This is a genomic window from Kitasatospora sp. YST-16 (assembly GCF_026802215.1).
GTDB classification, from domain to species: Bacteria; Actinomycetota; Actinomycetes; order Streptomycetales; family Streptomycetaceae; genus Kitasatospora; species Kitasatospora cineracea.
In genome coordinates, this window is sequence record NZ_CP113837.1 from 5,818,679 (window position 1) to 5,840,552 (window position 21,874).

Annotated in this window: 18 protein-coding genes; 13 read left to right on the plus strand and 5 right to left on the minus strand. The window is 74.4% G+C overall.

Annotated features, from left to right (window positions below; translation table 11 throughout):
• Positions 1 to 37: 37 nt before the first annotated feature.
• The 4 genes from OU787_RS26400 to OU787_RS26415 all read right to left on the minus strand — a co-directional run bounded on the left by OU787_RS26400 (position 38) and on the right by OU787_RS26415 (position 4,799).
• Positions 38 to 1,438, minus strand: a complete 1,401-nt coding sequence (locus OU787_RS26400; protein WP_268660807.1) for a class I adenylate-forming enzyme family protein — start codon at positions 1,436 to 1,438, stop codon at positions 38 to 40.
• Between the two features lie 219 nt (positions 1,439 to 1,657).
• Positions 1,658 to 2,749 carry an alpha-hydroxy acid oxidase gene (locus OU787_RS26405; protein ID WP_268660808.1) on the minus strand — a complete coding sequence of 364 codons (1,092 nt, stop codon included), beginning with the start codon at positions 2,747 to 2,749 and terminating at the stop codon, positions 1,658 to 1,660.
• Positions 2,750 to 2,994: 245 nt separating this feature from the next.
• On the minus strand, positions 2,995 to 3,630 hold the full coding sequence (locus OU787_RS26410; RefSeq protein ID WP_030458758.1) for a TetR/AcrR family transcriptional regulator: 636 nt from the start codon (positions 3,628 to 3,630) through the stop codon (positions 2,995 to 2,997).
• Positions 3,631 to 3,821: 191 nt separating this feature from the next.
• Entirely contained in the window at positions 3,822 to 4,799 is a 978-nt protein-coding gene (locus tag OU787_RS26415; protein WP_268660809.1) for a DMT family transporter, read from the minus strand.
• Positions 4,800 to 4,969: 170 nt separating this feature from the next.
• Between OU787_RS26415 and OU787_RS26420 the strand changes: the two genes are divergently transcribed.
• The 13 genes from OU787_RS26420 to ligD all read left to right on the plus strand — a co-directional run bounded on the left by OU787_RS26420 (position 4,970) and on the right by ligD (position 19,818).
• Entirely contained in the window at positions 4,970 to 5,224 is a 255-nt protein-coding gene (locus OU787_RS26420) for a DUF3311 domain-containing protein (protein ID WP_035954340.1), read from the plus strand.
• Positions 5,214 to 6,857, plus strand: a complete 1,644-nt coding sequence (mctP, locus tag OU787_RS26425) for a monocarboxylate uptake permease MctP (protein WP_063759565.1) — start codon at positions 5,214 to 5,216, stop codon at positions 6,855 to 6,857. Before OU787_RS26420 ends, mctP begins: the two co-directional genes overlap by 11 nt.
• 11 nt (positions 6,858 to 6,868) lie before the next feature.
• Positions 6,869 to 7,915, plus strand: a complete 1,047-nt coding sequence (locus tag OU787_RS26430) for an aromatic ring-hydroxylating dioxygenase subunit alpha (protein WP_030458754.1) — start codon at positions 6,869 to 6,871, stop codon at positions 7,913 to 7,915.
• 44 nt (positions 7,916 to 7,959) lie between these two features.
• Positions 7,960 to 8,871 carry an SDR family oxidoreductase gene (locus OU787_RS26435; RefSeq protein WP_268660810.1) on the plus strand — a complete coding sequence of 304 codons (912 nt, stop codon included), beginning with the start codon at positions 7,960 to 7,962 and terminating at the stop codon, positions 8,869 to 8,871.
• A 47-nt stretch (positions 8,872 to 8,918) separates the two neighbouring features.
• Positions 8,919 to 9,800, plus strand: a complete 882-nt coding sequence (locus tag OU787_RS26440) for an amidohydrolase family protein (RefSeq protein WP_268660811.1) — start codon at positions 8,919 to 8,921, stop codon at positions 9,798 to 9,800.
• A 9-nt stretch (positions 9,801 to 9,809) separates the two neighbouring features.
• The gene (locus OU787_RS26445) at positions 9,810 to 11,333 is read left to right on the plus strand and encodes an acyl-CoA synthetase (RefSeq protein WP_268660812.1); all 1,524 of its coding nucleotides are present in this window, start codon (positions 9,810 to 9,812) and stop codon (positions 11,331 to 11,333) included.
• Positions 11,334 to 11,387: 54 nt separating this feature from the next.
• Positions 11,388 to 11,843: a MaoC family dehydratase gene (locus OU787_RS26450; protein ID WP_268660813.1), complete on the plus strand. Its 456-nt coding sequence runs from the start codon at positions 11,388 to 11,390 to the stop codon at positions 11,841 to 11,843.
• Between the two features lie 45 nt (positions 11,844 to 11,888).
• Complete coding sequence (locus tag OU787_RS26455; protein WP_268660814.1) at positions 11,889 to 13,400, plus strand: GMC family oxidoreductase; 1,512 nt, start codon at positions 11,889 to 11,891, stop codon at positions 13,398 to 13,400.
• The gene (locus tag OU787_RS26460) at positions 13,397 to 14,107 is read left to right on the plus strand and encodes a 4'-phosphopantetheinyl transferase family protein (protein WP_157852189.1); all 711 of its coding nucleotides are present in this window, start codon (positions 13,397 to 13,399) and stop codon (positions 14,105 to 14,107) included. Before OU787_RS26455 ends, OU787_RS26460 begins: the two co-directional genes overlap by 4 nt.
• Before the next feature lie 21 nt (positions 14,108 to 14,128).
• Positions 14,129 to 16,402 (plus strand): aminotransferase class I/II-fold pyridoxal phosphate-dependent enzyme, encoded by a 2,274-nt coding sequence (locus OU787_RS26465; protein ID WP_268660815.1) that lies wholly within the window; start codon positions 14,129 to 14,131, stop codon positions 16,400 to 16,402.
• Positions 16,403 to 16,494: 92 nt separating this feature from the next.
• Positions 16,495 to 17,262 (plus strand): enoyl-ACP reductase FabI, encoded by a 768-nt coding sequence (gene fabI / locus OU787_RS26470; RefSeq protein WP_030458746.1) that lies wholly within the window; start codon positions 16,495 to 16,497, stop codon positions 17,260 to 17,262.
• A 333-nt stretch (positions 17,263 to 17,595) separates the two neighbouring features.
• Positions 17,596 to 18,819: a PP2C family protein-serine/threonine phosphatase gene (locus tag OU787_RS26475; protein WP_232794857.1), complete on the plus strand. Its 1,224-nt coding sequence runs from the start codon at positions 17,596 to 17,598 to the stop codon at positions 18,817 to 18,819.
• A 96-nt stretch (positions 18,820 to 18,915) separates the two neighbouring features.
• Positions 18,916 to 19,818: a non-homologous end-joining DNA ligase gene (ligD, locus tag OU787_RS26480; RefSeq protein ID WP_030458744.1), complete on the plus strand. Its 903-nt coding sequence runs from the start codon at positions 18,916 to 18,918 to the stop codon at positions 19,816 to 19,818.
• A 7-nt stretch (positions 19,819 to 19,825) separates the two neighbouring features.
• On the opposite strand, the gene OU787_RS26485 is transcribed toward ligD, so the two are convergent.
• On the minus strand, positions 19,826 to 21,787 hold the full coding sequence (locus tag OU787_RS26485; protein ID WP_030458743.1) for an aconitate hydratase: 1,962 nt from the start codon (positions 21,785 to 21,787) through the stop codon (positions 19,826 to 19,828).
• Positions 21,788 to 21,874: the final 87 nt, after the last annotated feature.

A 21,874-nucleotide genomic window follows, 5' to 3' on the forward strand; every position in this document is an offset into this window, starting at 1 on the left:
GGGCGGCGGGCCGCCGGGGGCGTGGGGGAGGAGGGGGTCAGGAGGCGGGCTGTCCGGCGGCCGCGCGCAGCGCCGCCGGGTCCCGGACGAGCTTCCCGGTGCCGGTGCGGGGCAGGTCCGGCAGGACGTGCAGGCGGCGGGGCCGCTTGTAGGCCGCGAGCCGGGCCGCGAGGGCCTGCTCCAGCTCGGCCACCGGGGCCGGCTCGGCGAGGGCGAGGTACGCCTCGATGTGGCTGCCGTGCAGCACGACGGCCTCGCGCACCTGCGGCAGCGACCGGACGGTCTGCTCCACCTCGGCCAGGTCGACCTTGAGGCCGCCGATGGAGACCTGGGAGTCCAGCCGGCCCCGGACGGCCAGCCGGCCGGTCGCGGGGTCGACGGCGCCGGCGTCGCGGGTGCGCAGCCACCCGTCCGCCCAGCGGCTCGGGCCGGCGGCGCCGAGGTAGGGGGAGGCGGGCCGCCCGATCAGGATCTCGCCCGCGTCCACCCGGACCTCCATGCCGGGCGCGACGGCGAGCTCCGGCCGGTGCCGGCCGGTGACGTCGGTGGCGATTACCCCGGCCTCGGTCATCCCGTACATGTTGCCCAGCGTCGCGCCGTAGCGGGCGGTGAACGCCTCCCAGACCTCCTGGCGCACCGGCTCGCCGCCGGTGATCATGCCGGTCAGGAAGGGGAGCGGGGGCGGGGCGGCGACCGAGGCGAGGATCTCGGCGTGGAACGGGACGCCCAGGACGGTGGTGGGCTCCTCGGCGGCCGCCAGCGCGCGCAGGATCCCGTCGACGCTGAACCGCTCCGGCACCACCATCCGGGCACCCGCGTGCAGGCTGTGCAGCAGGCCGCCGACCAGGCCCAGCACGTGCACCAGCGAGGCCAGCACCACGACCCGGTGGCCGCGGCCCGGGAAGCCCTCGATCAGGTCGTAGCGCCCGAGTTCGGCGGCCAGGTCGGCCGCGGTGCGGCCGATCACCTTGGACGGGCCGGTCGATCCGGAGCTCAGCTGGACCAGGACGTGGTCGCCGTCGGCCGGCCGGCCGGGGAGGGCGGTGATCCGCGCCTCGACCGAGAGGTAGCCGCGCAGGGCGCCGGCGGCCGGCGGGCGGCTCGGCTCGACCAGGAACTGCGGGGCGAGCCGCTCCAGCGCCCGGGAGACCTCGTGCTCGGTGAGCCGGTGGTCCAGCAGGGCGACCTGGGCGCCGAGCCGCCAGGCGGCCAGCAGGTCGGTGACGCAGGCGAGCGACGGCGGCAGCCGCAGCGCCACCGCCCCGCCGGCCGCGAGGCCGGCCCCGGCGAGCGCCCGCTGCCGTTCGGAAACCGATGCACGCAGCTCGGCCCGGGAAATCGGCCGGTCGAACTCCAGGCAGATATCCTGCTCCGGGCCGGCCAGGAGTAACCGGTCGACCCAATCTCCCGGCGTTTCCGGTGAAGACGATCGATGCATGGTGATTCCTCCATGAAACCTGATATGCCGGGCTGACGGGACGAGCCAATGTTTCGGCGTTCTGGCTGGGAGGCGCCCGGGAGAATGCACATCACCGGGCGGTTTTCATTGCGATTCGAAAACGAAGGCGAATTCATCCTTGCGGGTGGGCGGTCGGTGCGCAAGGGGGGTCGGAAAATATTCCGGGAGATATATGAACGGGGCTGGTATGGATTCTTTCTAAAGTGTGACGGCGGACCGGTCGACGTCGGAGATCCGCGGCCGTCCGGACAGCGCCATCGCCTCTTCCAGCTCGTCCCGGAGCAGTCCCAGCACGTCCGAGACCCCCTGCGCGCCGCCCTGGGCGAGCCCCCACAGGACCGGCCGGCCCACCAGTGCGGCGTCCGCCCCGAGGGCGAGCACCTTCAGGACGTCCGTGCCGTGCCGGATCCCGCCGTCGACGATGACCCGACAGCGGCCGCCCACCGCCGCGGCGATCTCGGGCAGCGCCTGCGCGCTCGCCACCGCGCCGTCCAACTGGCGGCCGCCGTGGTTGGAGACGATGACGGCGTCCACGCCGTGTTCGAGGGCCAGCCGGGCGTCCTCGGCCGTCAGGATCCCCTTCAGGGCCAGCGGGAGGGCGGTGATCGCGCGGAGCCGCGCCAGGTCCTTCCAGGTGATCGAGGAATCGAACTGCTCCCGGGCGTGCCGCTCGATCGCCGAGGCGCCGGGCGCGGCGCGGTGCGAGGCCGCCATCGCTTCGGGGGCCACGTTCGCCGCGTGGACGCCGGGGGGCAGGACGAACCCGTTGCGGACGTCCCGCAGGCGCCGGCCGACGCGCGGCGCGTCGACGGTGAGCACCAGCGCGCCGAAGCCGGCCTCCTCCGCGCGGCGGACGAGCCCGGTCAGCAACTCCCGCTGCCGCAGCCAGTACAGCTGCAGCCACAGGGGGCCGGACCCCGCGGCGGCGATCTCCTCCAGGGTGCGGCTGGCGAACATGCTGACGATCAGCGGGACGCCGGCCAGCCCGGCGGCCCGGGCCGTCGCGGTCTCCCCCTCGGGACAGGCCAGCCGGTGGTAGGCCATGGGCGCGATCCCGATCGGCGCGGCGATCCGGGCGCCCAGCAGCTCGGTCCCCGGATCACACGCGGTGACGTCGGTGAGCACGCGCGGGCGCAGCCGGATCCGTTCCAGGGCGGCCCGGTTGGCGGTCAGGGTGGACTCGGTGCCGCTGCCGCCGCTGATGAAGTCCCAGACGTCCGCCGGGAGCCGGGCCCTGGCCAGGTCCTCGTAGTCCCGGACGAGCAGGGGTTTCGCACCCCGTCTGTCCATGCCTCTCCCCAGTGGTGCGGTCGGACCAGGACGCCCTGCTGCGCTCCGGGAGCCTGGGTGCGAAAGTCTGACCGAACGGTCATACATTTTTACCATCCGTGACCGGGCGTGGCCAAGGGCCACCAGTGAGAATTCTGGAAGTCGGCGGTATGTCAATTTGTAAATTGGCAACATGCAGAAGTCGTCAACTGGCGGGCAGCGACCGGCCGGCGCCCACCGCGGAGGGGGTGGGGCCGGCCGGGTCGCTAGGGGAGCAGCGCGGGCGAGGTGCAGACCGTGCTGAGCCGGGCGCGGATCGCCATCCTGGAGCGGACGTAGGCGGCGGGGTCGTCGTGCAGCAGGGCGATCCCGTTGGCGGCTTCGAGCAGGGCGATCAGCTCGTAGGCGAGCTGGTCGCTGTTGGTGCCGGAGGCGATGTCGCCGATCTGGACCGCGTCGGTGATGCTCCGCGCCATGATCTGCTGCCAGGTCCGGCTGGCGTCCGCGACGGCGTCGCGGACCCGCCCGGGCCGGGAGTCGAACTCGGCCGACGCGGAGAAGAAGAAGCAGCCGCCGGGGAACACGCGCTGTTCCGAGTAGTCCAGCCACCGCTCGCAGAGGGTCCAGACCCGCCCCAGTCCGGGCGCCACCTCCATCGAGGGATCCACCACCTGCTCGGTGTAGATCTTCGTGGCGGCCCGCACCGCGGCGAGCTGGAGGTCCTCCTTCGAGCCGAAGAGGGCGAACACGCCGCTCTTGCTGAGCTTCAGGTCGGCCGCGAGCCGGCCGATCGACAGGCCGTCCAGTCCTTCGACGGAGGCGATGTCGACGGCCCGGCGCACGATCGTCCGTCGGGTCTGGTTGCCTCGGAGGATGCGGCCGTCGGTCCGGGGATCGATCATGTTGGCTCCATCCGTCTGGCTGCGGGGCGGAGCCGGGCAGAGCGGTGGGCGCCCCTGGTGGAGATCCGGCCGTGCGGCCGGCGGACCGGGGTGGTGCCCGGTCCGCTCGCTCGGCACCCGGATTCTTGGTCGTTGGGTGTCGTGCAGCTTACGTCATGGCCGGGACGCGGCGGCCGGGGCGTCACGCCCGGCTACCGGCCCGCGGCGGCCTGCGGGGCGGGCTCGGCCTCCGTCGCCGGGGCGGCCTGCGCGGCCTGCGCGGCGGCCCGGCGGCGGGAGTAGAGGTTGGAGGCGGCCAGGGCGGCCAGGACGACGCAGACCCCGGCGATCTCGTAGGGGGTCGGCCGGTGGCCGCGGAACGCCTGGACCACGAAGGCGGTGATCGGGACGAGGTTGATGAACAGCACGCCGTTCGACGGCCCGAGGTTGCGGAAGGCGGTGTTCCAGGTCAGGGCGGCGACGGTGGTCGCGGCGACCACCACGTACAGGATCTGCCACCACACGGCCGGGTACTCGCGCAGACCGGGGTTGGGGATCCAGCCCGTGAACGAGGCGGCGACGGTGATCACCACGATGCTGGCGGTGCCGAGCAGGCAGGTCAGCGTGGTGTAGCGCAGCGGCGACCAGGACGGGTAGCCGGCGGCGCCGGTGGTGTAGAGGATCCAGCCGGCCACCCCGACCAGGGTCAGCAGGCCGCCGTAGCCGACGCCGCCGGTGACGACCGCGGCCGGGTTGCCGTTGCCCAGCACCATGGCGACGCCGAGCAGCGCCGCCAGCACCAGGGCCAGCGTGACCAGTGGCGGCGCCTTGCGGGTGCGCCCCCACATCACCAGCACGGTCACCAGCGGCATGGTCGCCATGATCAGGGCCGAGCTCTGCGCGGGGATGCTCTCCAGGCCCACGTAGGTGCAGAAGTTGAAGCCGGCGAAGCCGATCGTGGACAGCACCCACAGGCGGCCCAGCCGCCCCTCGAAGGCGAAGGCGGCGCGCCCCTCCCGGACCAGCAGCAGGACGCAGAAGACGGCGGCGGCCAGCACGAACCGGACGGCCGTCAGGTGGAACGGGTCCAGGTGCCCGTACGCGGACTTGGCGACGGCGAACATGCAGCCCCAGGCCAGGCCGGTGACGATGCCGCTGCTGACACCTGCCGCCGTGCGCGAAACAGCCATGGCTTTCACTCTCTTCTCACAGCCGGTGACGACGATGTAACTGACCGAACGTACCATCAGTTACCCAAGAGTGCTGCCCGATATGGGGAATTGAGGGCTCTTGACATTGCCCGATCGATCGTTCACTTTGTTTGACGTCACTTGCCGCCCGCTGACCCGACGGAGGAAGCGTGGTCAAGGCCACCTCGGACTCCTCGTCCGCCGAACCCTCACCCGCGAGACGCGACCGCAGCCCCTGGAACTGGCTGCTCGCCCCGGCGGCGATCGCGCCGCTGCTCACCTTCATCTTCAACCGGGACGAACCCCGGCTCGCCGGCATCCCGTTCTTCTACTGGTTCCAGCTGCTCCTGGTCGCCTTCGCCGCGGCCTGCACCTCCGCCGTCTACCTGGCGACCCGGCGGGGCGGAGCGTCCGATGAAGCTTGACGTCACCGAACTCACCGTGTTCACCGTGCTGTTGCTCGCCGTGACGGTGCTGGGCTTCCTGGCCGCGCGGTGGCGCCGCACCCGGGCCATGGACGACCTCAAGGAGTGGGGCCTCGGCGGCCACCAGTTCGGGAGCTGGATCACCTGGTTCCTGATCGGCGGCGACCTCTACACCGCGTACACCTTCGTCGCCATCCCGGCCCTGATCTACCACGTGGGCGGCGCCGGCTTCTTCTCGCTGCCGGACCTGGCCATCGTCTACCCGATGGTCTACCTGCTGCTCGTGCGGCTCTGGTCGGTGTCGAAGGCCAAGGGGTACGTCACCACCGCCGACTTCGTCCGCGGCCGGTTCGGCTCCCGGACGCTGGCGCTGTGCGTCGCGGTGACCGGCATCCTCTCCACCCTCCCCTACATCGCCCTGCAGCTGATGTGCATCGAGGCGGTGCTGCGGACGATGGGCGTGGACGGGCAGTGGCCGGTGGCGGTCGCCTTCGTCGGGCTGGCCGGGTTCACCTACCAGTCCGGCCTGCGGGCCCCCGCCCTGATCGCCATCGTCAAGGACGTCCTGGTCTACACGGTGGTCATCGCCGCGATCGTGTTCATCCCGCTGAAGCTCGGCGGCTGGGGGCACATCTTCGACACGGCCGGCCACAAGCTCTCCGCGTCCGGCACCGGGAGGACCGCCCTGGCCCCCCAGGGACAGCTCAACTACGCCTCGCTGGCGCTCGGTTCGGCGATGGGGCTGTTCCTCTTCCCGCACACCAGCACCGCCGCGCTGGCCAGCCGCGACCGCAAGGTGATCAAGCGGAACATGGCGGCGCTGCCGGCCTACAGCCTGGCGGTCGGCTTCATCGCGCTGCTGGGGCTGATGGCCCTGGCCGCCGGGGTGGTGCCGCTCGGCACCGCCGACGGGGGCACCGACTCCAACACCGTGGTCCCGCTGCTCTTCCACCAGATGTTCCCGAGCTGGTTCGCCGGCATCGCGTTCGCGGCGGTGGGCATCGGCGCCCTCGTCCCGGCGTCCGTCATGTCGATCGGCGCGGCCAACCTGTTCACCCGGAACGTCTACCGGGAGTTCCTGCGGCCCCGGGCGACGCCCGCCGAGGAGGCGCGGGTGTCCAAACTCGCCTCGCTGGCCGTCAAGTTGGGCGCCCTGATCTGCACCCTGATGCTCACCCCGCAGTTCTCCACCGACTTCCAGCTGATCGGGAACGTGATCATCCTCCAGACGCTCCCGGCGGTCGGCCTCGGCGTGGTGGTCCGGTGGTTCCACCGCACCGGCCTGCTGGCGGGCTGGGTGCTCGGCATGGCGGCCAGCCTGTGGATGCTCTACCGGATCCCCAACCCGGCCACCCACCACGCCCACTTCGGCGGCTCGGCCCTCCCGCTGTCCGAACTCGGCTTCCACACGCACATGACGATGTACGTCGGCGTGCTCGCCCTGGTCGTCAACCTGGTGGTGACCGTCCTGGTGACCCTGGCCTGCCGCGCCCTGCGGGTGCCGGACGGGGCCGACGAGACCCGGACCGACGACTACTTCCACGCCCCGGCCGAGTCCGCGAGGACCCCGGCCCCGCTCCCTCGCCCGGCCGGCCCCGTGGTGGCCGCCCGCGCCGAGGGCTCACCATCCTGAAGGGGGAAGCCATGACGCTGATCATGAACGCCTGGTACGTCGCCGCCTGGCCCGAGGAGGTCCCGCCCGGGGAGATCCTCTCCCGCACGATCTGCAACGAGCCGATCGTCCTGTTCCGCGACCGCGAGGGCCGGCCCGCCGCGCTGGAGGACCGCTGCTGCCACCGGCAGATGCCGCTCGCGCTCGGACGGCTGGAGGAGGACTGCACCCTGCGCTGCATGTACCACGGGCTGCGGTTCGAGGCCGACGGGAGCTGCGTGGAGGCCCCCGGCCAGGCGAACGTCCCGGCCGCGGCCAGGGTCCGGGCGTTCCCCTGCGTCGAGCGCCACGGCTACGTCTGGGTCTGGCCGGGCGAGGCGGAACTCGCCGACCCCGACCTGATCCAGGACATCTTCGAGCGCAACGACCACCCGGACTGGACGTCCGTCCACGGGACGATCCACCTGCAGGCCAACTACACCCTGCTGGCCGACAACCTGATCGACACCACCCACGAGACCTACGTCCACATCGGCAGCCTCGGCGACGACAACATCCAGGCGAACCCGATCAGCGTGACCGGCGACGAGAAGTCGGTGCTGGTCACCCGCTGGATCCTGGACCACGACGCCGCCCCGCTGTGGCGCGAGGCGCTCAACCAGGACGGCAACGTGGACCGCTGGCAGATCATCAGGTTCCAGCCGCCGGCCTCCACCGTCCTGGACGTCGGGGTGGCCCCGGTCGGCACCGGCGCGCCGGGCGGCGACCGCAGCCACGGCGCCCAGGGCTGCAACCTCAACTTCGGCACCCCGGAGACCGAGCACACCACCTGGTACTTCTGGGCCTTCGCCCGCAAGTTCCGGCGCGACGAGCCCGGCTACGACGAGGTGCTGCAGAAGAAGTTCGCCAACGTCTTCGCCGAGGACAGCGGGGCCATCGAGGGCGCCTACTCGGTGATGCGCCGCAACCCCGGCCGGCCGACCGTCAACCTGCGCAACGACGCCGGCACCCTGCGCGCGCGGCGCCTGGTGGAGGAGATGGCCGCCGCCGAGGCGGCCCGCTCCGGCCGGGCCGGCTGACCGCGCACCGTCCCGCTCATCCGTCGCAACGAAAGGGCAGATCAATGGAGCTCACCGGCAAGGTCGCGGTCGTCACCGGCAGCGGACGCGGGCTCGGCGCGGCGTACGCGCTGGCGCTCGCCGCGAGCGGCGCGGCCGTCGTGGTGAACGACGTCGACGCGGACGCGGCCGAGCAGACCGTCAAGCAGATCACCGCCGCCGGCGGCCGGGCCGTCCCGGTGGTCGCCGCGGTCGGCGACAGCGCGTCCGCCGACGCGCTGGTCGCCGCCGCCGTCGACGGCTTCGGCCGCCTCGACGTGATGGTCACCAACGCCGGCATCCTGCGCGACCGGGTGCTGTGGAAGATGACCGACGAGGACTTCGACGACGTCGTCCGGGTGCACCTGCGCGGCACCTTCGTCTGCGCGCGGGCCGCCGCCGTCCGGATGCGCGAGCAGGGCGAGGGCGGCCGGCTCATCCTGGCCGGCTCCCCGGCCGGGCAGCGCGGCAACTTCGGGCAGACCAACTACGCGGCCGCCAAGGCCGGCATCGCGGCGATGGTCCGCACCTGGGCGATGGAGCTCTCCCGGGCCGGCATCACGGTCAACGCGGTGATCCCGAACGCGGCGACCGCCATGACCAAGACCATCCCGGCCTTCGCGCCGCACATCGACGCCTGGGAGCAGCACGGCACCCCGCTGCCCGACTTCCTGCGCAAGGGCATCGGCTTCGGCACCGCCGAGGACGTGGCGGGCGCCGTGGTCTTCCTCGCCTCCGACGCGGCCGAGGACGTCAACGGCCAGTGCGTCGGCATCGGCGGCGACAAGCTCACCCTGTGGTCGCACCCCGAGGAGGTGGCGGCGGCCTTCACCGACGGCGGCTGGAGCGCGGACGCGATCGCCACCGCCTGGCCCACCTCGGTCGGCGCCGAGCCGCAGTCGTACGGGATCGCCGCCCTCCAGCAGCTGTCCTCCTGACCCCGCCACCGCCCGTGCCGCCCGTCGGAAACCACCAGGAGAAGCAGATGACCACGCTCGACGTGGACGACCTCGTCGCCATCGACATGCACACCCACGCGCAGGTCTCGCTGGAGGGCCGCAACTCCCTGCCGGACGAGATCGAGGAGGCGTCCGCCGCGTACTTCAAGGTGGAGCGCAAGCGCTACCCGAACGCCGCCGACATGGCCGGCTACTACCGCGAGCGGAAGATGGCCTGCGTGATCTTCCCGGTCGACGCCGAGGCCGCCACCGGCGCCCCGGCAGTGCCCAACGAGGAGGTCGCCGAGGTCGCGGCCGCGAACCCGGACGTGCTGATCCCGTTCGCCAGCATCGACCCGGCCAAGGGCCGGTTCGGCGCCCGCGAGGCGCGCCGGCTGGTCGAGCGGTTCGGCGTCCGGGGCTTCAAGTTCCACCCCAGCGTCCAGGGCTTCTTCCCCAACGACCGCGCCGCGTACCCGATGTACGAGGCGATCGAGGAACTGGGCGTCCCGGCGCTCTTCCACACCGGCCAGACCGGCATCGGGGCGGGCGCGCCGGGCGGCGCGGGCATCCGGCTCAAGTACTCCAACCCGCTGCTGATCGACGACGTCGCCGCCGACTTCCCGGGCCTGCCGATCATCATGGCGCACCCCTCCTTCCCGTGGCAGGACGAGGCGCTGGCGGTGGCCACCCACAAGCCGCTGGTCCACATCGACCTGTCCGGCTGGTCCCCGAAGTACTTCCCGCCGCAGCTGGTCCAGTACACGAACACCCTGCTCAAGGACAAGATGCTGTTCGGCTCCGACTTCCCGATGATCACGCCGGACCGCTGGCTGGCGGACTTCGAGAAGCTCGACATCAAGCCGGAGGTGCGGCCGAAGGTCCTCAAGGGGAACGCGGCCCGCCTGCTCGGCCTGGTCAAGGACTGAGAGCCCGGGGTGCGCAACCACGGGATCGGCTCGTGGCCGGCCCGCCGGGCCAGGCGCTCCCCGGACCGGGTGGCCCTGCTCCACCGGGACCGCCCCGTCACCTACCGGGAGCTCCACGAACGGGTGCTGCGGGCCGCGAACGGGCTGCGCACGCTCGGGGTCCGCGGCGGCGACCGGGTGGCCTACCTCGGCGGCAACCACCCGGCCTTCCTGGAGACCCTGTTCGCCTGCGGGCTGCTCGGCGCGGTGTTCGTGCCGCTCAACACCCGCCTCGCCGGGCCCGAACTGGCCCACGTCCTGACCGACTCGGGCAGCTCCGTCCTGGTGCACGCGCCCGGCCACGCGCAGGTGGTGGCCGGGCTGCGGACCGGCACGCCGGTGCGGCGGTTCGTCGCACTGGAGGCCGCCCGCCCGGCGGCCGGGGACACCGGGTACGAGGAACTGCTGGCCGCGCCGCCGGAGCCCGTCGACCTGCCGGTCGGCCACCGGGACCCCTGCCTGATCATGTACACCTCGGGGACGACCGGCCGCCCCAAGGGCGCCGTGCTGACCCACGGGAACGTCGTGTGGAACTGCCTGAACCTGCTGGTCGACCTCGACCTGGACTCCGACGGGGTGTCCCTGGTGCACGCCCCGCTGTTCCACGCGGCGGCGCTCAACCTGATCTGCCTGCCCACCCTGCTCAAGGGCGGGAAGGTGCTGCTGGAGGACGGCTTCGACCCGCAGCGCGCCCTCGAACTGATCGAACGGGAACGGGTCGGCTTCGTGTTCGCCGTCCCCACCATGCACGAGGCGACGGCCGCCGCGCCCGGCTGGGCGACGGCCGACCTGAGCAGCCTGCGGATCGTGCTCAGCGGCGGCGCCCCGGCCTCCGACCGCACCGTCCGCGCCTACCTCGACCGCGGGCTGCCCTTCGTCCAGGGCTACGGCATGACCGAGAGCTCCCCGTGCGCCACGGTGCTGGAACCGGAGCGGGCGGCGGCCAAGGCCGGGTCGGTGGGCGTCGCCAACTTCTTCTCCGACCTCCGGGTCGCCGGCCCGGACCCGGCCGACGCGGCCGACGCGGCCGACGGCGAGCAGGGCGAACTCCTGCTGGAGGGGCCGAACGTGATGGCCGGCTACTGGGGCGACCCGGACGCCACCGACGCCGCCCTGTCCGGCGGCTGGCTGCGCACCGGCGACGTCGGGGTGCGCGACGGGGACGGCTGCGTCCGGATCGTCGACCGGCTCAAGAACATGATCATCTCGGGCGGGGAGAACGTCTACCCGGCCGAGGTCGAGAACGTCCTGCACGGCCACCCCGCCGTCGCCGAGTGCGCGGTGTTCGGCGTCCCCGACCCGAAGTGGGGCGAGAGCGGCCACGCCGCGGTGGTGCTGCGCCCGGGCGCCTCCGCCGACGGGCCGGAACTGATCGAGTTCCTCCGCGGCCGGCTGGCCGGCTACAAGGTCCCCCGGGCCGTCCGGTTCCTGCCGGCCCTGCCCCGCAACGCGCTCGGCAAGCTCCTGCGGCACCGGCTGGCCGAGCTCCCCTGACGCCCCGGCACCCGCCTCCGCGGTGCCCCCACGCAACGGTTCGGAAGGATCGACATGCCCACCCACGTGCACACCATGGACGAACTCAAGGACCTGGCCGGCCTCGACCTCGGCCACACCGGCTGGATGCCGGTGACCCAGGACCGCGTCGACACCTTCGCCGACGCCACCGACGACCACCAGTGGATCCACGTCGACCCGGAGAAGGCCGCCGCCAGCCCCTTCCGCGGCACCATCGCGCACGGCTACCTGACGCTCTCCCTGCTCATCCCGCTCTTCCTGGAACTGCTGGAGGTCAAGGGCGCCGGCATGGCCGTCAACTACGGCCTGAACAAGGTCCGCTTCCCGGCGCCGGTCCGCACCGGCCAGCGGATCCGGCTGGCGGCCCGGATCGCCTCGGTGACCGACGTCCCCAAGGGCCTCGAACTGGCACTGGACTTCACCGTCGAGGTGGAGGACGGCCCGAAGCCCGCCTGCGTCGCCCAGGCCCTCTACCGCTTCTACCGCTGAGCCGCCCGACCGCCGCCGGAGCACCGAACACCTTACGGAGTAGCCATGGAGTTGGATGTCGTCGTCGTCGGGGCGGGCTCGGCGGGGTGCGTCGTGGCCGCGCGGCTCAGCGAGGACCCGGAGCGGAAGGTCCTGCTGCTGGAGGCCGGCCCCGACTACACCGCCGACGGGCAGTGGCCCGAGCAGCTGCTCGACGCCGCCGCGATGCCCGCCGACCACGACTGGGGCTACCGCGAGACCGTCCCGCCCGGAACCCGCCGTCCGGTCGGACTGCTGCGCGGGAAGGTCGTCGGGGGCTCCTCCGCCGTCAACTACTGCCTGGCCCTGCGCAGCCGCCCGGCCGACCACCGGGCCTGGGCCGCCCTGGGGCTGCCGGACTGGTCCTGGGAGCAAGTGCTGCCGTTCTACCGGCAGTTGGAGGACGACCCGGACGGCGACCCCCGCTGGCACGGCCGCTCCGGCCCGGTGCCGGTCCGGCGCGGCGGCGCCGAGGAGTTGACGGACGCCCAGCGCAGCTTCCTGGCGGCCTGCCGCAGCGAAGGGCACAAGGCGGTCGCCGACTTCAACGACCCGACCGCCGAGGGCGTCGGCGTGGCACCGCTCAACCAGCGGGGCGGCCGCCGCGAGAACGCGGTCTTCACCCACCTCGCCCCGGCCCTGCGGCGGCCGAACCTCCGGCTGCGGGCCGACTGCGAGGTCCACTCGGTGCTGGTCGAGGACGGCCGGGCGGTCGGGGTCCGGCTGGGCACCGGGGAGGAGCTGAGGGCCCGTCAGGTGGTGCTGTCCGCCGGGAGCTACAGCAGCCCGGCGATCCTGCAGCGCTCCGGCATCGGACCCGCCGCCCACCTGCGCGAGCTGGGCATCGCGGTGGTCCGCGACCGGCCCGGGGTCGGCTCCGGACTGGTCGAGCACCCGGCGTACCGCACCGTGTTCGCGGCCCGCCCCGGCGACTACCCGGCCCCGCGCCTGCGCACCATGCTGTCGCTGCGCAGCTCGCCCGACGCCCCCGACGTGGACCTGCACGTCCAGGCCCGGGCCGCCGCCCCCACCCTGAGCCGCGGCCCCCACCCGACCGGCTACGACATGATCATGATGGTCGGCCTGGTCCAGCCGAGGTCCACCGGCTCGGTCCGGCTGGCCTCCCCGGACTCCGCCGACCACCCGGTCATCGACACGGGCTTCTACCGCGACCCGGAGGACGCCCGCAGGGTCGCGGCCGGCGTCCGGACGGCCCGCCGGCTGGCCGACACCCCGGCGCTGCGCGAACTGCTCACCGGAGAGCTCCGCCCCGGCCCCGAGGTCGCCGACGCCGACCTCGAGGAGGCGGTGCGCCACCACCCGGCGATCTACAACCACCCGGTGGGCACCTGCCGGATGGCGCCCGCCGACACCCCGGACGCCGTGGTGGACGGCCGCTGCCGGGTGCACGGCGTCGAGGGGCTGCTGGTCGTCGACGCCTCCGTCATGCCGGTCAGCCCGCGCGCCACCACGCACCTGCCGGTGCTGATGCTCGCCGAGCGGGCCGTGGCCCTCAACTGGCCCACCCCGCACCGGTGACCGGCCCGACCGCGGCGGTGGCGCCGACGGCAGCGACAGCGGCAGCGGCGGTGTCGGAGGAGGCGGCGGGGGTCACCGTGCTGGTGGCCGCCGCCGGGCCGGACGCCCGCCGGACCGTCCGCGGCCTCCTGCTCGACGCCGCCGCGGACACCCTCGGCGTCCCCCGGGCCGGCCTGCGGATCGCCCGCGAGCCGGGCGGCCGGCCGGTGCTGGAGGGCGCCGGCCCGCCGGCGGCGGAGGGCGCCGACCGGCCGCTGCACATCGCGCTCAGCCACGGGCGCGACACCGTGGCCGCGGCCCTCACCCGGCTCGGCCCGGTCGGCGTGGACGTGGAGCGCGTCCGGCCGCTGCCCACCGCCGGCCTGGCCCGCCGCTGGTTCGACCCGGCGGAGGCCGAGTGGCTCGCACGGCAGCCCGGCCCGGAGCAGCCGACGGCCTTCCTGCGGCTGTGGGTGCAGAAGGAGGCGCTCGGCAAGGCCCTGGGCACCGGGCTGCGCGGCGGCGGGATGCGCCGCCGCGTCCTGCCGCCCGGGACCCCGCCCACCGGCCTGCTCGCCCCGCTGCCCGCCCGGCCGGACCTCGCGCTCTGCCTGCCGCAGGCCCCGCCCGGGCTCTGCCTGGCGGTCGGCGTGTGGTCCCCCGGCGCGGCCGGCGCCCCGGCCACCGTCGTCGTCCCCGGCACCCCACCGTCCCCGACCCGTACCTGAACCCCTCTCGTGGAGACACTCATGCCACTCGATCCGCAGGTCCAGGCGATCCGCGCGGCCCGGGAAGCGGGCGGACACCGCCAGCTGTACAGCTACACCGTCGAGGAGGCCCGGGCCCAGGACCTCGCGGCGATCCTGGCCACCGCCGGGACCCCGGAGCCGGTCGCCCTGGTGGAGGACCGGAGCATCCCCGGGCCGGGCGGCGACCTGCCGATCCGGATCTACCGGCCGCGGCCCGCGGGGACGCTGCCCGTCCTGGTCTACTTCTTCGGCGGCGGCTGGACCCTCGGCACCATCGACACCTCGGACGCGATCTGCCGGTCGCTGGCCAACGCCGCCGGCTGCGCGGTGGTGGCCGTCGGCTACCGGCTGGCCCCCGAGCACAAGTTCCCCGCGGCCGTGGACGACTGCCACGCCGCCGTGGACTGGATCGCCCGGCACGGCGCCGCACTCGGGCTCGACCCGGACCGCCTGGCCGTGGGCGGCGACAGCGCCGGCGGCAACCTCGCGGCCGGCGTCACCCTGCGCGCCAGGGACGGGGGCGGGCCGGAGATCGCCGCCCAGCTGCTCGTCTACCCCAACACCGACTACCGCTCCGACACCCCCTCCCGGCGCGAGAACAACGACCCGTACTTCTTCAACGCCCGCTCCGCGCAGTGGTACTGGGACAACTACCTGGCCGACCCCGAGCACGGCTCGGACCCGCTGGCCTCCCCGCTGCGCGCCGCCGACCACGGCGGCCTGCCGCCCGCGCTGGTGATCACCGCCGAGTACGACCCGCTCCGGGACGAGGGCGAGGCGTACGCGCGGAAACTGGCCGCGGCCGGGGTCGCGGCCGAGCTCACCCGCTACCCGGGCGTCGTGCACGGCTTCTTCGCCATGGGCGGCGTCCTCGACGCGGGCCGGCAGGCGCTCGCGCAGGCCGCCCGCTTCCTGCGCGACTCGCTCGCCGCGCCCGCGCCCGCCCCGGCCCCGGCGTCGGCCCCGGTGGTGCTGGACCTCGCGGAGCTGCACGGCTCGGTCTCCGACCCGCTGCTCGACGCGATGAACTTCCTCAACGAGGTGACCGGCCGCTTCCCCGACGCGCTCTCCTTCGCCCCGGGCCGCCCCTACGAGGGCTTCTTCGACGTCCAGCAGGTCACCCACTGGCTCACCGTCTACACCGACCACCTGCGCAAGGAGCGCGGCTACACCGGCCGGCAGGTCGACACCGAACTCTTCCAGTACGGGCGCACCAGCGGCCTCATCCAGGACCTGGTCGCCCGGACCATCGCCAACGACGAGTCCATCGCGGTGCCGCCGGAGTCCGTCGTGGTCACCGTCGGCTGCCAGGAGGGCATGCTGATCGCCCTGCGCGCCCTGTGCGCCACCCCGGCGGACGTCCTGCTGGTCAGCTCCCCGTGCTACGTGGGCGTCACGGGCGCCGCGAGCCTGCTGGGCATCCCGGTGGTGACCGTCCCCGAGGGGCCGCACGGCCTCGACCCGGCCGCGGTCGCCGAGGCCGCCCGGCGGGTCCGCGCCGAGGGGCGGCGCCCGCGGGCGCTGTACCTGGTGCCCGACTTCGCCAACCCCTCCGGCACGAGCCTGTCCCACGGCGCGCGCCGGGACCTGCTCGACGTGGCCGAGGCGGAGGACCTGCTGCTCCTGGAGGACAACCCGTACGGCTTCTTCACCCGGGAGAGCGAGCCGGCCGCGACGCTCAAGTCGATGGACACCGGCCGCCGGGTGGTCTACCTGGGGTCGTTCGCCAAGACCGCCTTCCCCGGCGCCCGGGTCGGCTACGTGGTGGCCGACCAGGAGGTGCGCGGCGCCGACGGCCGGCGGACGCTGCTGGCCGACGAACTGTCGAAGATCAAGAGCATGACCACGGTGAACACCCCGACGCTCAGCCAGGCGGTCATCGGCGGGCTGCTCATCGACAGCGGCTTCCGGCTGCGCGAGGCCAACGCCGGGGCCATCGCCTTCTACCGGGCCACCCTGGAGACCCTGCTGGCCGAGCTGGAGCGCCACTTCCCGGCCGCCCGCCGGGCGGAGCTGGGCATCGGCTGGAACCGGCCGGCCGGCGGCTACTTCCTCACCATGACGGTCCCGTTCACCGCCGACCAGCGGGCCCTGGAGCGCTCGGCCCGCGAGTTCGGGGTGCTCTGGACCCCGATGAGTCCCTTCTACCCGGACGGCTCCGGCACCCGCCTGCTCCGGCTGTCCTGCAGCTACCTGTCCCCCTCCGAGATCGAGGAGGGCGTCCGCCGGCTCGCCTCCTTCGTGGCGTCGCAGTGCGCCACGGCCGCACCCTGACGCACCCCGCCGCACCCTGACGCACCCCGCCGCACCGGCACCGACCGCAGCCGCCGCGTCCCGGCGGCAGATTGGGCACAGGTCACGCAACCATGGGCACTCTCCTGCTCGGCAAGAGGATCCTCGTCACCGGCGTCATCACCGACGCCTCGATCGCCTACCACGCCGCCCGGCTGGCCCAGGAGGAGGGCGCGGAGGTCGTGCTGACCGGCTACGGCCGGCTCAGCCTGGTCGAACGCGTCGCCGACCGCCTCCCCAAGCCGGCCCCGGTGATCGAGCTGGACGTCACCGACGCCCGGCAGCTCGCCGCGCTCCCCGACCGGGTGGGCGAGCACCTGGACGGCCTGGACGGCGTCGTCCACTCCATCGCGTTCGGCCCGGCCGCGGCCCTGGGCGGGAACTTCCTGCACACCGACTGGGCGGACGTGGCGACCGCCGTCCAGGTCTCCGCGTTCTCCTACAAGGCGCTGGCGACGGCCTGCCTGCCGCTGATGCGGGACGGCGGCTCGCTGGTCGGGATCGACTTCGACGCCACCGTGGCCTGGCCCAGCTACGACTGGATGGGCGTGTCCAAGGCCGCGCTGGAGGCCACCTCCCGCTACCTGGCCCGCCACCTCGGCGGCCGCGGCATCCGCTCCAACCTGGTCGCGGCCGGCCCGATCCGCACGATGGCGGCCAAGTCGATCCCCGGCTTCGCCGACTTCGAGGCGATCTGGGAGACCCGCTCCCCGCTGCCCTGGGACCTGCGCGACCCGGAGCCCGCCGCGCGCGGCGTGGTGGCGCTGCTGTCCGACTGGTTCCCGCGGACCACCGGCGAGATCGTGCACGTCGACGGCGGCGTCCACGCCATGGGCGCCTGACCCCGGGGCCGCCGCGGCCCCGGGCACGGGACGCGGACGGGCCCGGCCCCGGCGACAGTGCCGGGGCCGGGCCCGTCCGTGCGCCCGCGCGGGGCGTCAGTACGGGAGGCGGCGGCCCGAAGGGGTGCGCAGGTCGAGCGGGGGACGCGGACGGGGCGGGGCGGGGCGCTTGGCCGTGGTGGTCGTGGTCATCTCCATCACCTTCTCGGTCACCGCACGTCTGCCCGCTCCGGGGGGATCCGACACGGGCGGGCCCCGGGGTCCGACCCGGGCGGGGTGTGCGGGCGGGGCGGCCCGGACAGAAGCGGGGTGTGGCCCGGGAGGTGATGCGCGATGGGTGCACGGGTCGGGCCGGCCGACATGCTGGCCGCGGCGGAGCGGCACGCGCCGATGGCGTCCCTGGACGCGGCGGCCCGCGACCTGCGGGAGCGCTTCGGCGCCCGGTACGCGTCGTTCCTGCTCCTCGACGTCACCGGGCGGCGCATGGTGCGGGTCGGCGAGGAGTCCACCGCGGGGCACGGGTGCCGCACGGGCCAGGTCCCGCTGGCCGGCAGCCGCTACGAGGACGTGCTGCGGGCCCAGACGGCGGTGCACGAGGACGACGGCGACCACGGGCAGCGGATCCTCGCGCCGGTCACCCACCGCGGCGACGCCCTCGGCGTCCTCGAACTGCACCTGGACCGCGTCACCCGGGAGGTCCTGGACCGGGTGGCGCGGGCCGCGCACGCCCTGGCCTACCTGGTGGTGGCCGACCGCCGCTTCACCGACGTCTACCAGTGCGGCCGGCGCACCACCGACCTGAGCCTGGCCGCGGAGATCCAGCGCCAGCTGCTGCCCTCCGCGTCCAGCTACGACGCCCCGGAGTTCGCCCTGGCCGCCGCCCTGGTCCCGGCCGACAGCATCGCCGGGGACACCTACGACTACACCCTCGACCACGACACCCTGCACCTGTCCGTCACCGACGCGATGGGCCACGACGTCGCCGCCGCCCTCACGGCCACCCTCCTGGTCAACGCCTCCCGCGGCGCCCGCCGGGCCGGCTGCGACCTCGCCGAGCAGGCCCGCCGCACCCACCAGGCCCTCGTCGACCACGGACACGCCTTCGCCACCGGCCAGTTGCTGCGCGTCGCCCTCGACGGCAGCGGCACCGAACTCGTCAACGCCGGCCACCCCCGGCCGCTGCGCCTGCGCGGGGACGCGGTGCAGGAGGTGCGGCTGCACGCCGACATGCCGCTGGGCCTCGACGTGATGGGCCCCCCGTACCGGGTGCAGCGCCTCGACCTGCGGCCGGGCGACCGGCTGGTCCTGTACACCGACGGCATGCAGGAGCGCGAGGCGGCCCGGGTGGACCTGCCCGGGCTGATCCGCGCCACCGCCCGCGAGCACCCCCGCGAAGTGGTGCGCATCCTGACCGCCGCCGTCACCGACGCCGGCGGCGGCCACCTGGCGGACGACGCCACCGTGCTGTGCCTCGACTGGCACGGCCCCGGCCGGGGGCGGTCCGCGGCCCGGGGCTCACCCGCTCCGGGGGTGTGTCGGGCGGCCCCGGCCGGGTAGGCGCCGGGGCGCAGCGCGCCGGACGGCCGCGCCACCCGCGCTGCCCGGGCCGGCCCGGGGCCGGCCGGCCGACGCCATCCGCGAAGGGGGCACGCCATGACCACCGTCGAGATCCGGGCGAGCGGCCGGATCATCCAGCTGAAACGGGCCGACAAGGAGCTGTTCCCGGCGGACGGCCTCACCAAGGCCGACCTCGCCGCGCACTACCGCCGGGTCGGCCGGCGCATCCTGCCGCAGCTGCGCGGCCGCCCGCTGATGCTGGAGCGCCACCCCGACGGCATCGACGGCGGCCGCTTCATGCAGAAGGACACCCCCGACCACTTCCCCGACTGGATCCACCGCAGCGAACTGCCCAAGGAGGGCGGCACCGTCACCCACCCGGTCTGCGACGACCTGGCCACCCTGCTCTACCTGGCCGGCCAGGCGTGCGTCACCCCGCACCGCTGGCTCTCCAAGGCCGACCGGCCCGACCACCCCGACCTGCTGGTCTTCGACCTCGACCCGTCCGGCGAGGACTTCGAACCGGTGCGGGAGGCCGCCGGGCTGCTGCACGGCCTGCTCGACGGACTCGGCCTCCCCGCCGCCCTGATGACCACCGGCTCGCGCGGCCTGCACGTGCTGGTCCGGCTCGACCGCCGGGCCCCGTTCGACGAGGTCCGGGCCTTCGCCCGGGACGCGGCCCGCCTGCTCGCCCGGCGCCACCCCGACCTGCTCAGCACCGAGGCCCGCAAGCAGGCCCGCGGCGGCCGCCTCTACCTCGACGTCCAGCGCAACGCCTACGCCCAGACCGCCGTCACCCCCTACGCGGTCCGCGCCCTGCCCGGCGCCCCGGTCGCCACCCCGCTGGGCTGGGACGAACTGGACGACCCCGCGCTCACCCCGCGCCGCTGGACGCTCACCACCCTCGGCGAGCGCCTGGCGGGCGAGGACCCCTGGGCGGGGGAGCTGCGCCGCGGCCGCTCCCTGGGGCCGGCCGGGCGGCGGCTGGCCGCGCTCTGAGCCGCCGTCACCTGCCGGCGTGCCGGAGGGCGGGGACGGCCCCGCCGGCGAGCACGGCCTCGCGCCGGCGGGGCGAGAGGCGGTGGATGACCGGGTAGTCCTCGTCCCGGGTGGCGTTGTGCACGGTCAGCCGGGGTTCGGCGGCGGGGGCCAGGGCCCGGTGCAGGCCGGTGAGCCGGAGCCGGTCGCCGGGCTGGATCCGGTCGTGGTCGGCGGGGTCGGTGAACTCGAGGGCGAGGATCCCGAAGTTGGCGAGGTTCTGCCAGTGGATGCGGGCGAAGGACTTGGCGAGGACGGCGCGCAGGCCGAGCAGGCGCGGGGTGATGGCGGCGTGCTCGCGGGAGGAGCCCTGGCCGTAGTTGTCGCCCGCGACGACCAGGTGCGGGCCGGCGGCGCGGGCGCGGTCCGGGTAGTCGGGGTCGATCCGGGTGAAGGTGAACTCGGCGAGCCTCGGCAGGTCGGAGCGGAACGGCAGGGCCCGGGCGCCGGCCGGGCAGATCTCGTCGGTGGAGACGTCGTCGCCGGTCTTCAGCAGGACGGGGAGGTCGAGGTCGTCCGGCAGCGGGTCGAAGTCGGGCAGTGCGGAGATGCCGGGTCCGCGGACCAGTTCGACCGCGGCGGCGGCCTCCGGGGGCAGCGGCGCCTCCAGCATCGTGCGGTTGACCGAGGCGTGGTCGGGCAGCGCCGGGTCGGGCGGGGCGAGGCCCTCCTGCCGGGCCCAGGCGCGGGGGTCGGTGAGGACGCCGGTGAGGGCGGAGGCGGCGGCCGTCTCGGGCGAGCACAGCCAGACCGAGTCGTCCGGGGTGCCGGAGCGGCCGGGGAAGTTGCGGGGGAAGGTCCGCAGCGAGTTCTGCCCGGTGGCGGGGGCCTGGCCCATGCCGATGCAGCCCAGGCAGCCGGTCTGGTGGATGCGGGCGCCCGCGGCGGTCAGGTCGAACGCGGCGCCGGTCAGCAGCAGGTCCTGGAACACCTCGCGGGAGCTGGGGTTGACGTCCAGGCTGACCCGGCCGGAGGTCTGGCGGCCGCGGACCATGGCGGCGGCGACCGCGTAGTCGCGCAGGCCCGGGTTGGCGGAGGAGCCGATCACCACCTGGCCGACCGGGGTGCCCGCGACCTCGCGGACCGGGACGACGTTGCCGGGCGAGCTGGGCGCGGCGACCAGCGGCACCAGGGCGGACAGGTCGATCCGCTCGGTGAGGTCGTAGCGGCAGCCGGGCTCGGCGGCCAGCGGCCGGAAGTCCTCCTCGCGGCCCTCGGCGCGCAGGAAGTCCCGCACGGCGCCGTCGGCGGGGAAGACGCTGGCGGTCGCCCCCAGTTCGGCGCCCATGTTGGCGATGACGTGCCGGTCCATCGCGCTCAGCCCGGCCAGCCCGGGCCCGTGGTACTCCAGGACCCGGTTCAGCCCGCCCTGCACCCCGTGTCGGCGCAGCAGTTCCAGGATCACGTCCTTGGCGCTCACCCAGGCGGGCAGTTCGCCGTCGAGCCGGATGCCCCAGACGCGGGGCATGGTCAGGTGGTAGGGCTGTCCGGCGATGGCGAGGGCGACGTCCAGGCCGCCGGTGCCGATCGCCAGCATGCCGAGCGCCCCGCCGGCGCAGGTGTGCGAGTCGGAGCCGAGCAGGGTCTTGCCGGGGACGCCGAAGCGCTGCATGTGGACGGGGTGGGAGACGCCGTTGCCGGGCTTGGAGTACCAGAGGCCGAAGCGGCGGGCGGCGGAGCGCAGGAAGAGGTGGTCCTCGGCGTTGCGCTGGTCGGCCTGCAGGATGTTGTGGTCGACGTACTGCGCGCTCAGCTCGGTGCGGGCCCGGTCCAGGCCGAGGGCCTCGAGCTCCTGCATGACCAGGGTGCCGGTGGCGTCCTGGCAGAGGGTCTGGTCGATCCGCAGGGCGATCTCCTCGCCGGGCACCGGCCGGCCGCCGACCAGGTGGGAGGCGATCAACTGCCCGGCGGCCGTGCGCGGTCCGGTCATCGCCGTCACCTCCGTGCGCGCCGGTGTCGCCGTACCGGGCGCCTTCCCGGAACGGCCGGCTTCAACCGCCGACCGGCCGGTTCGGGC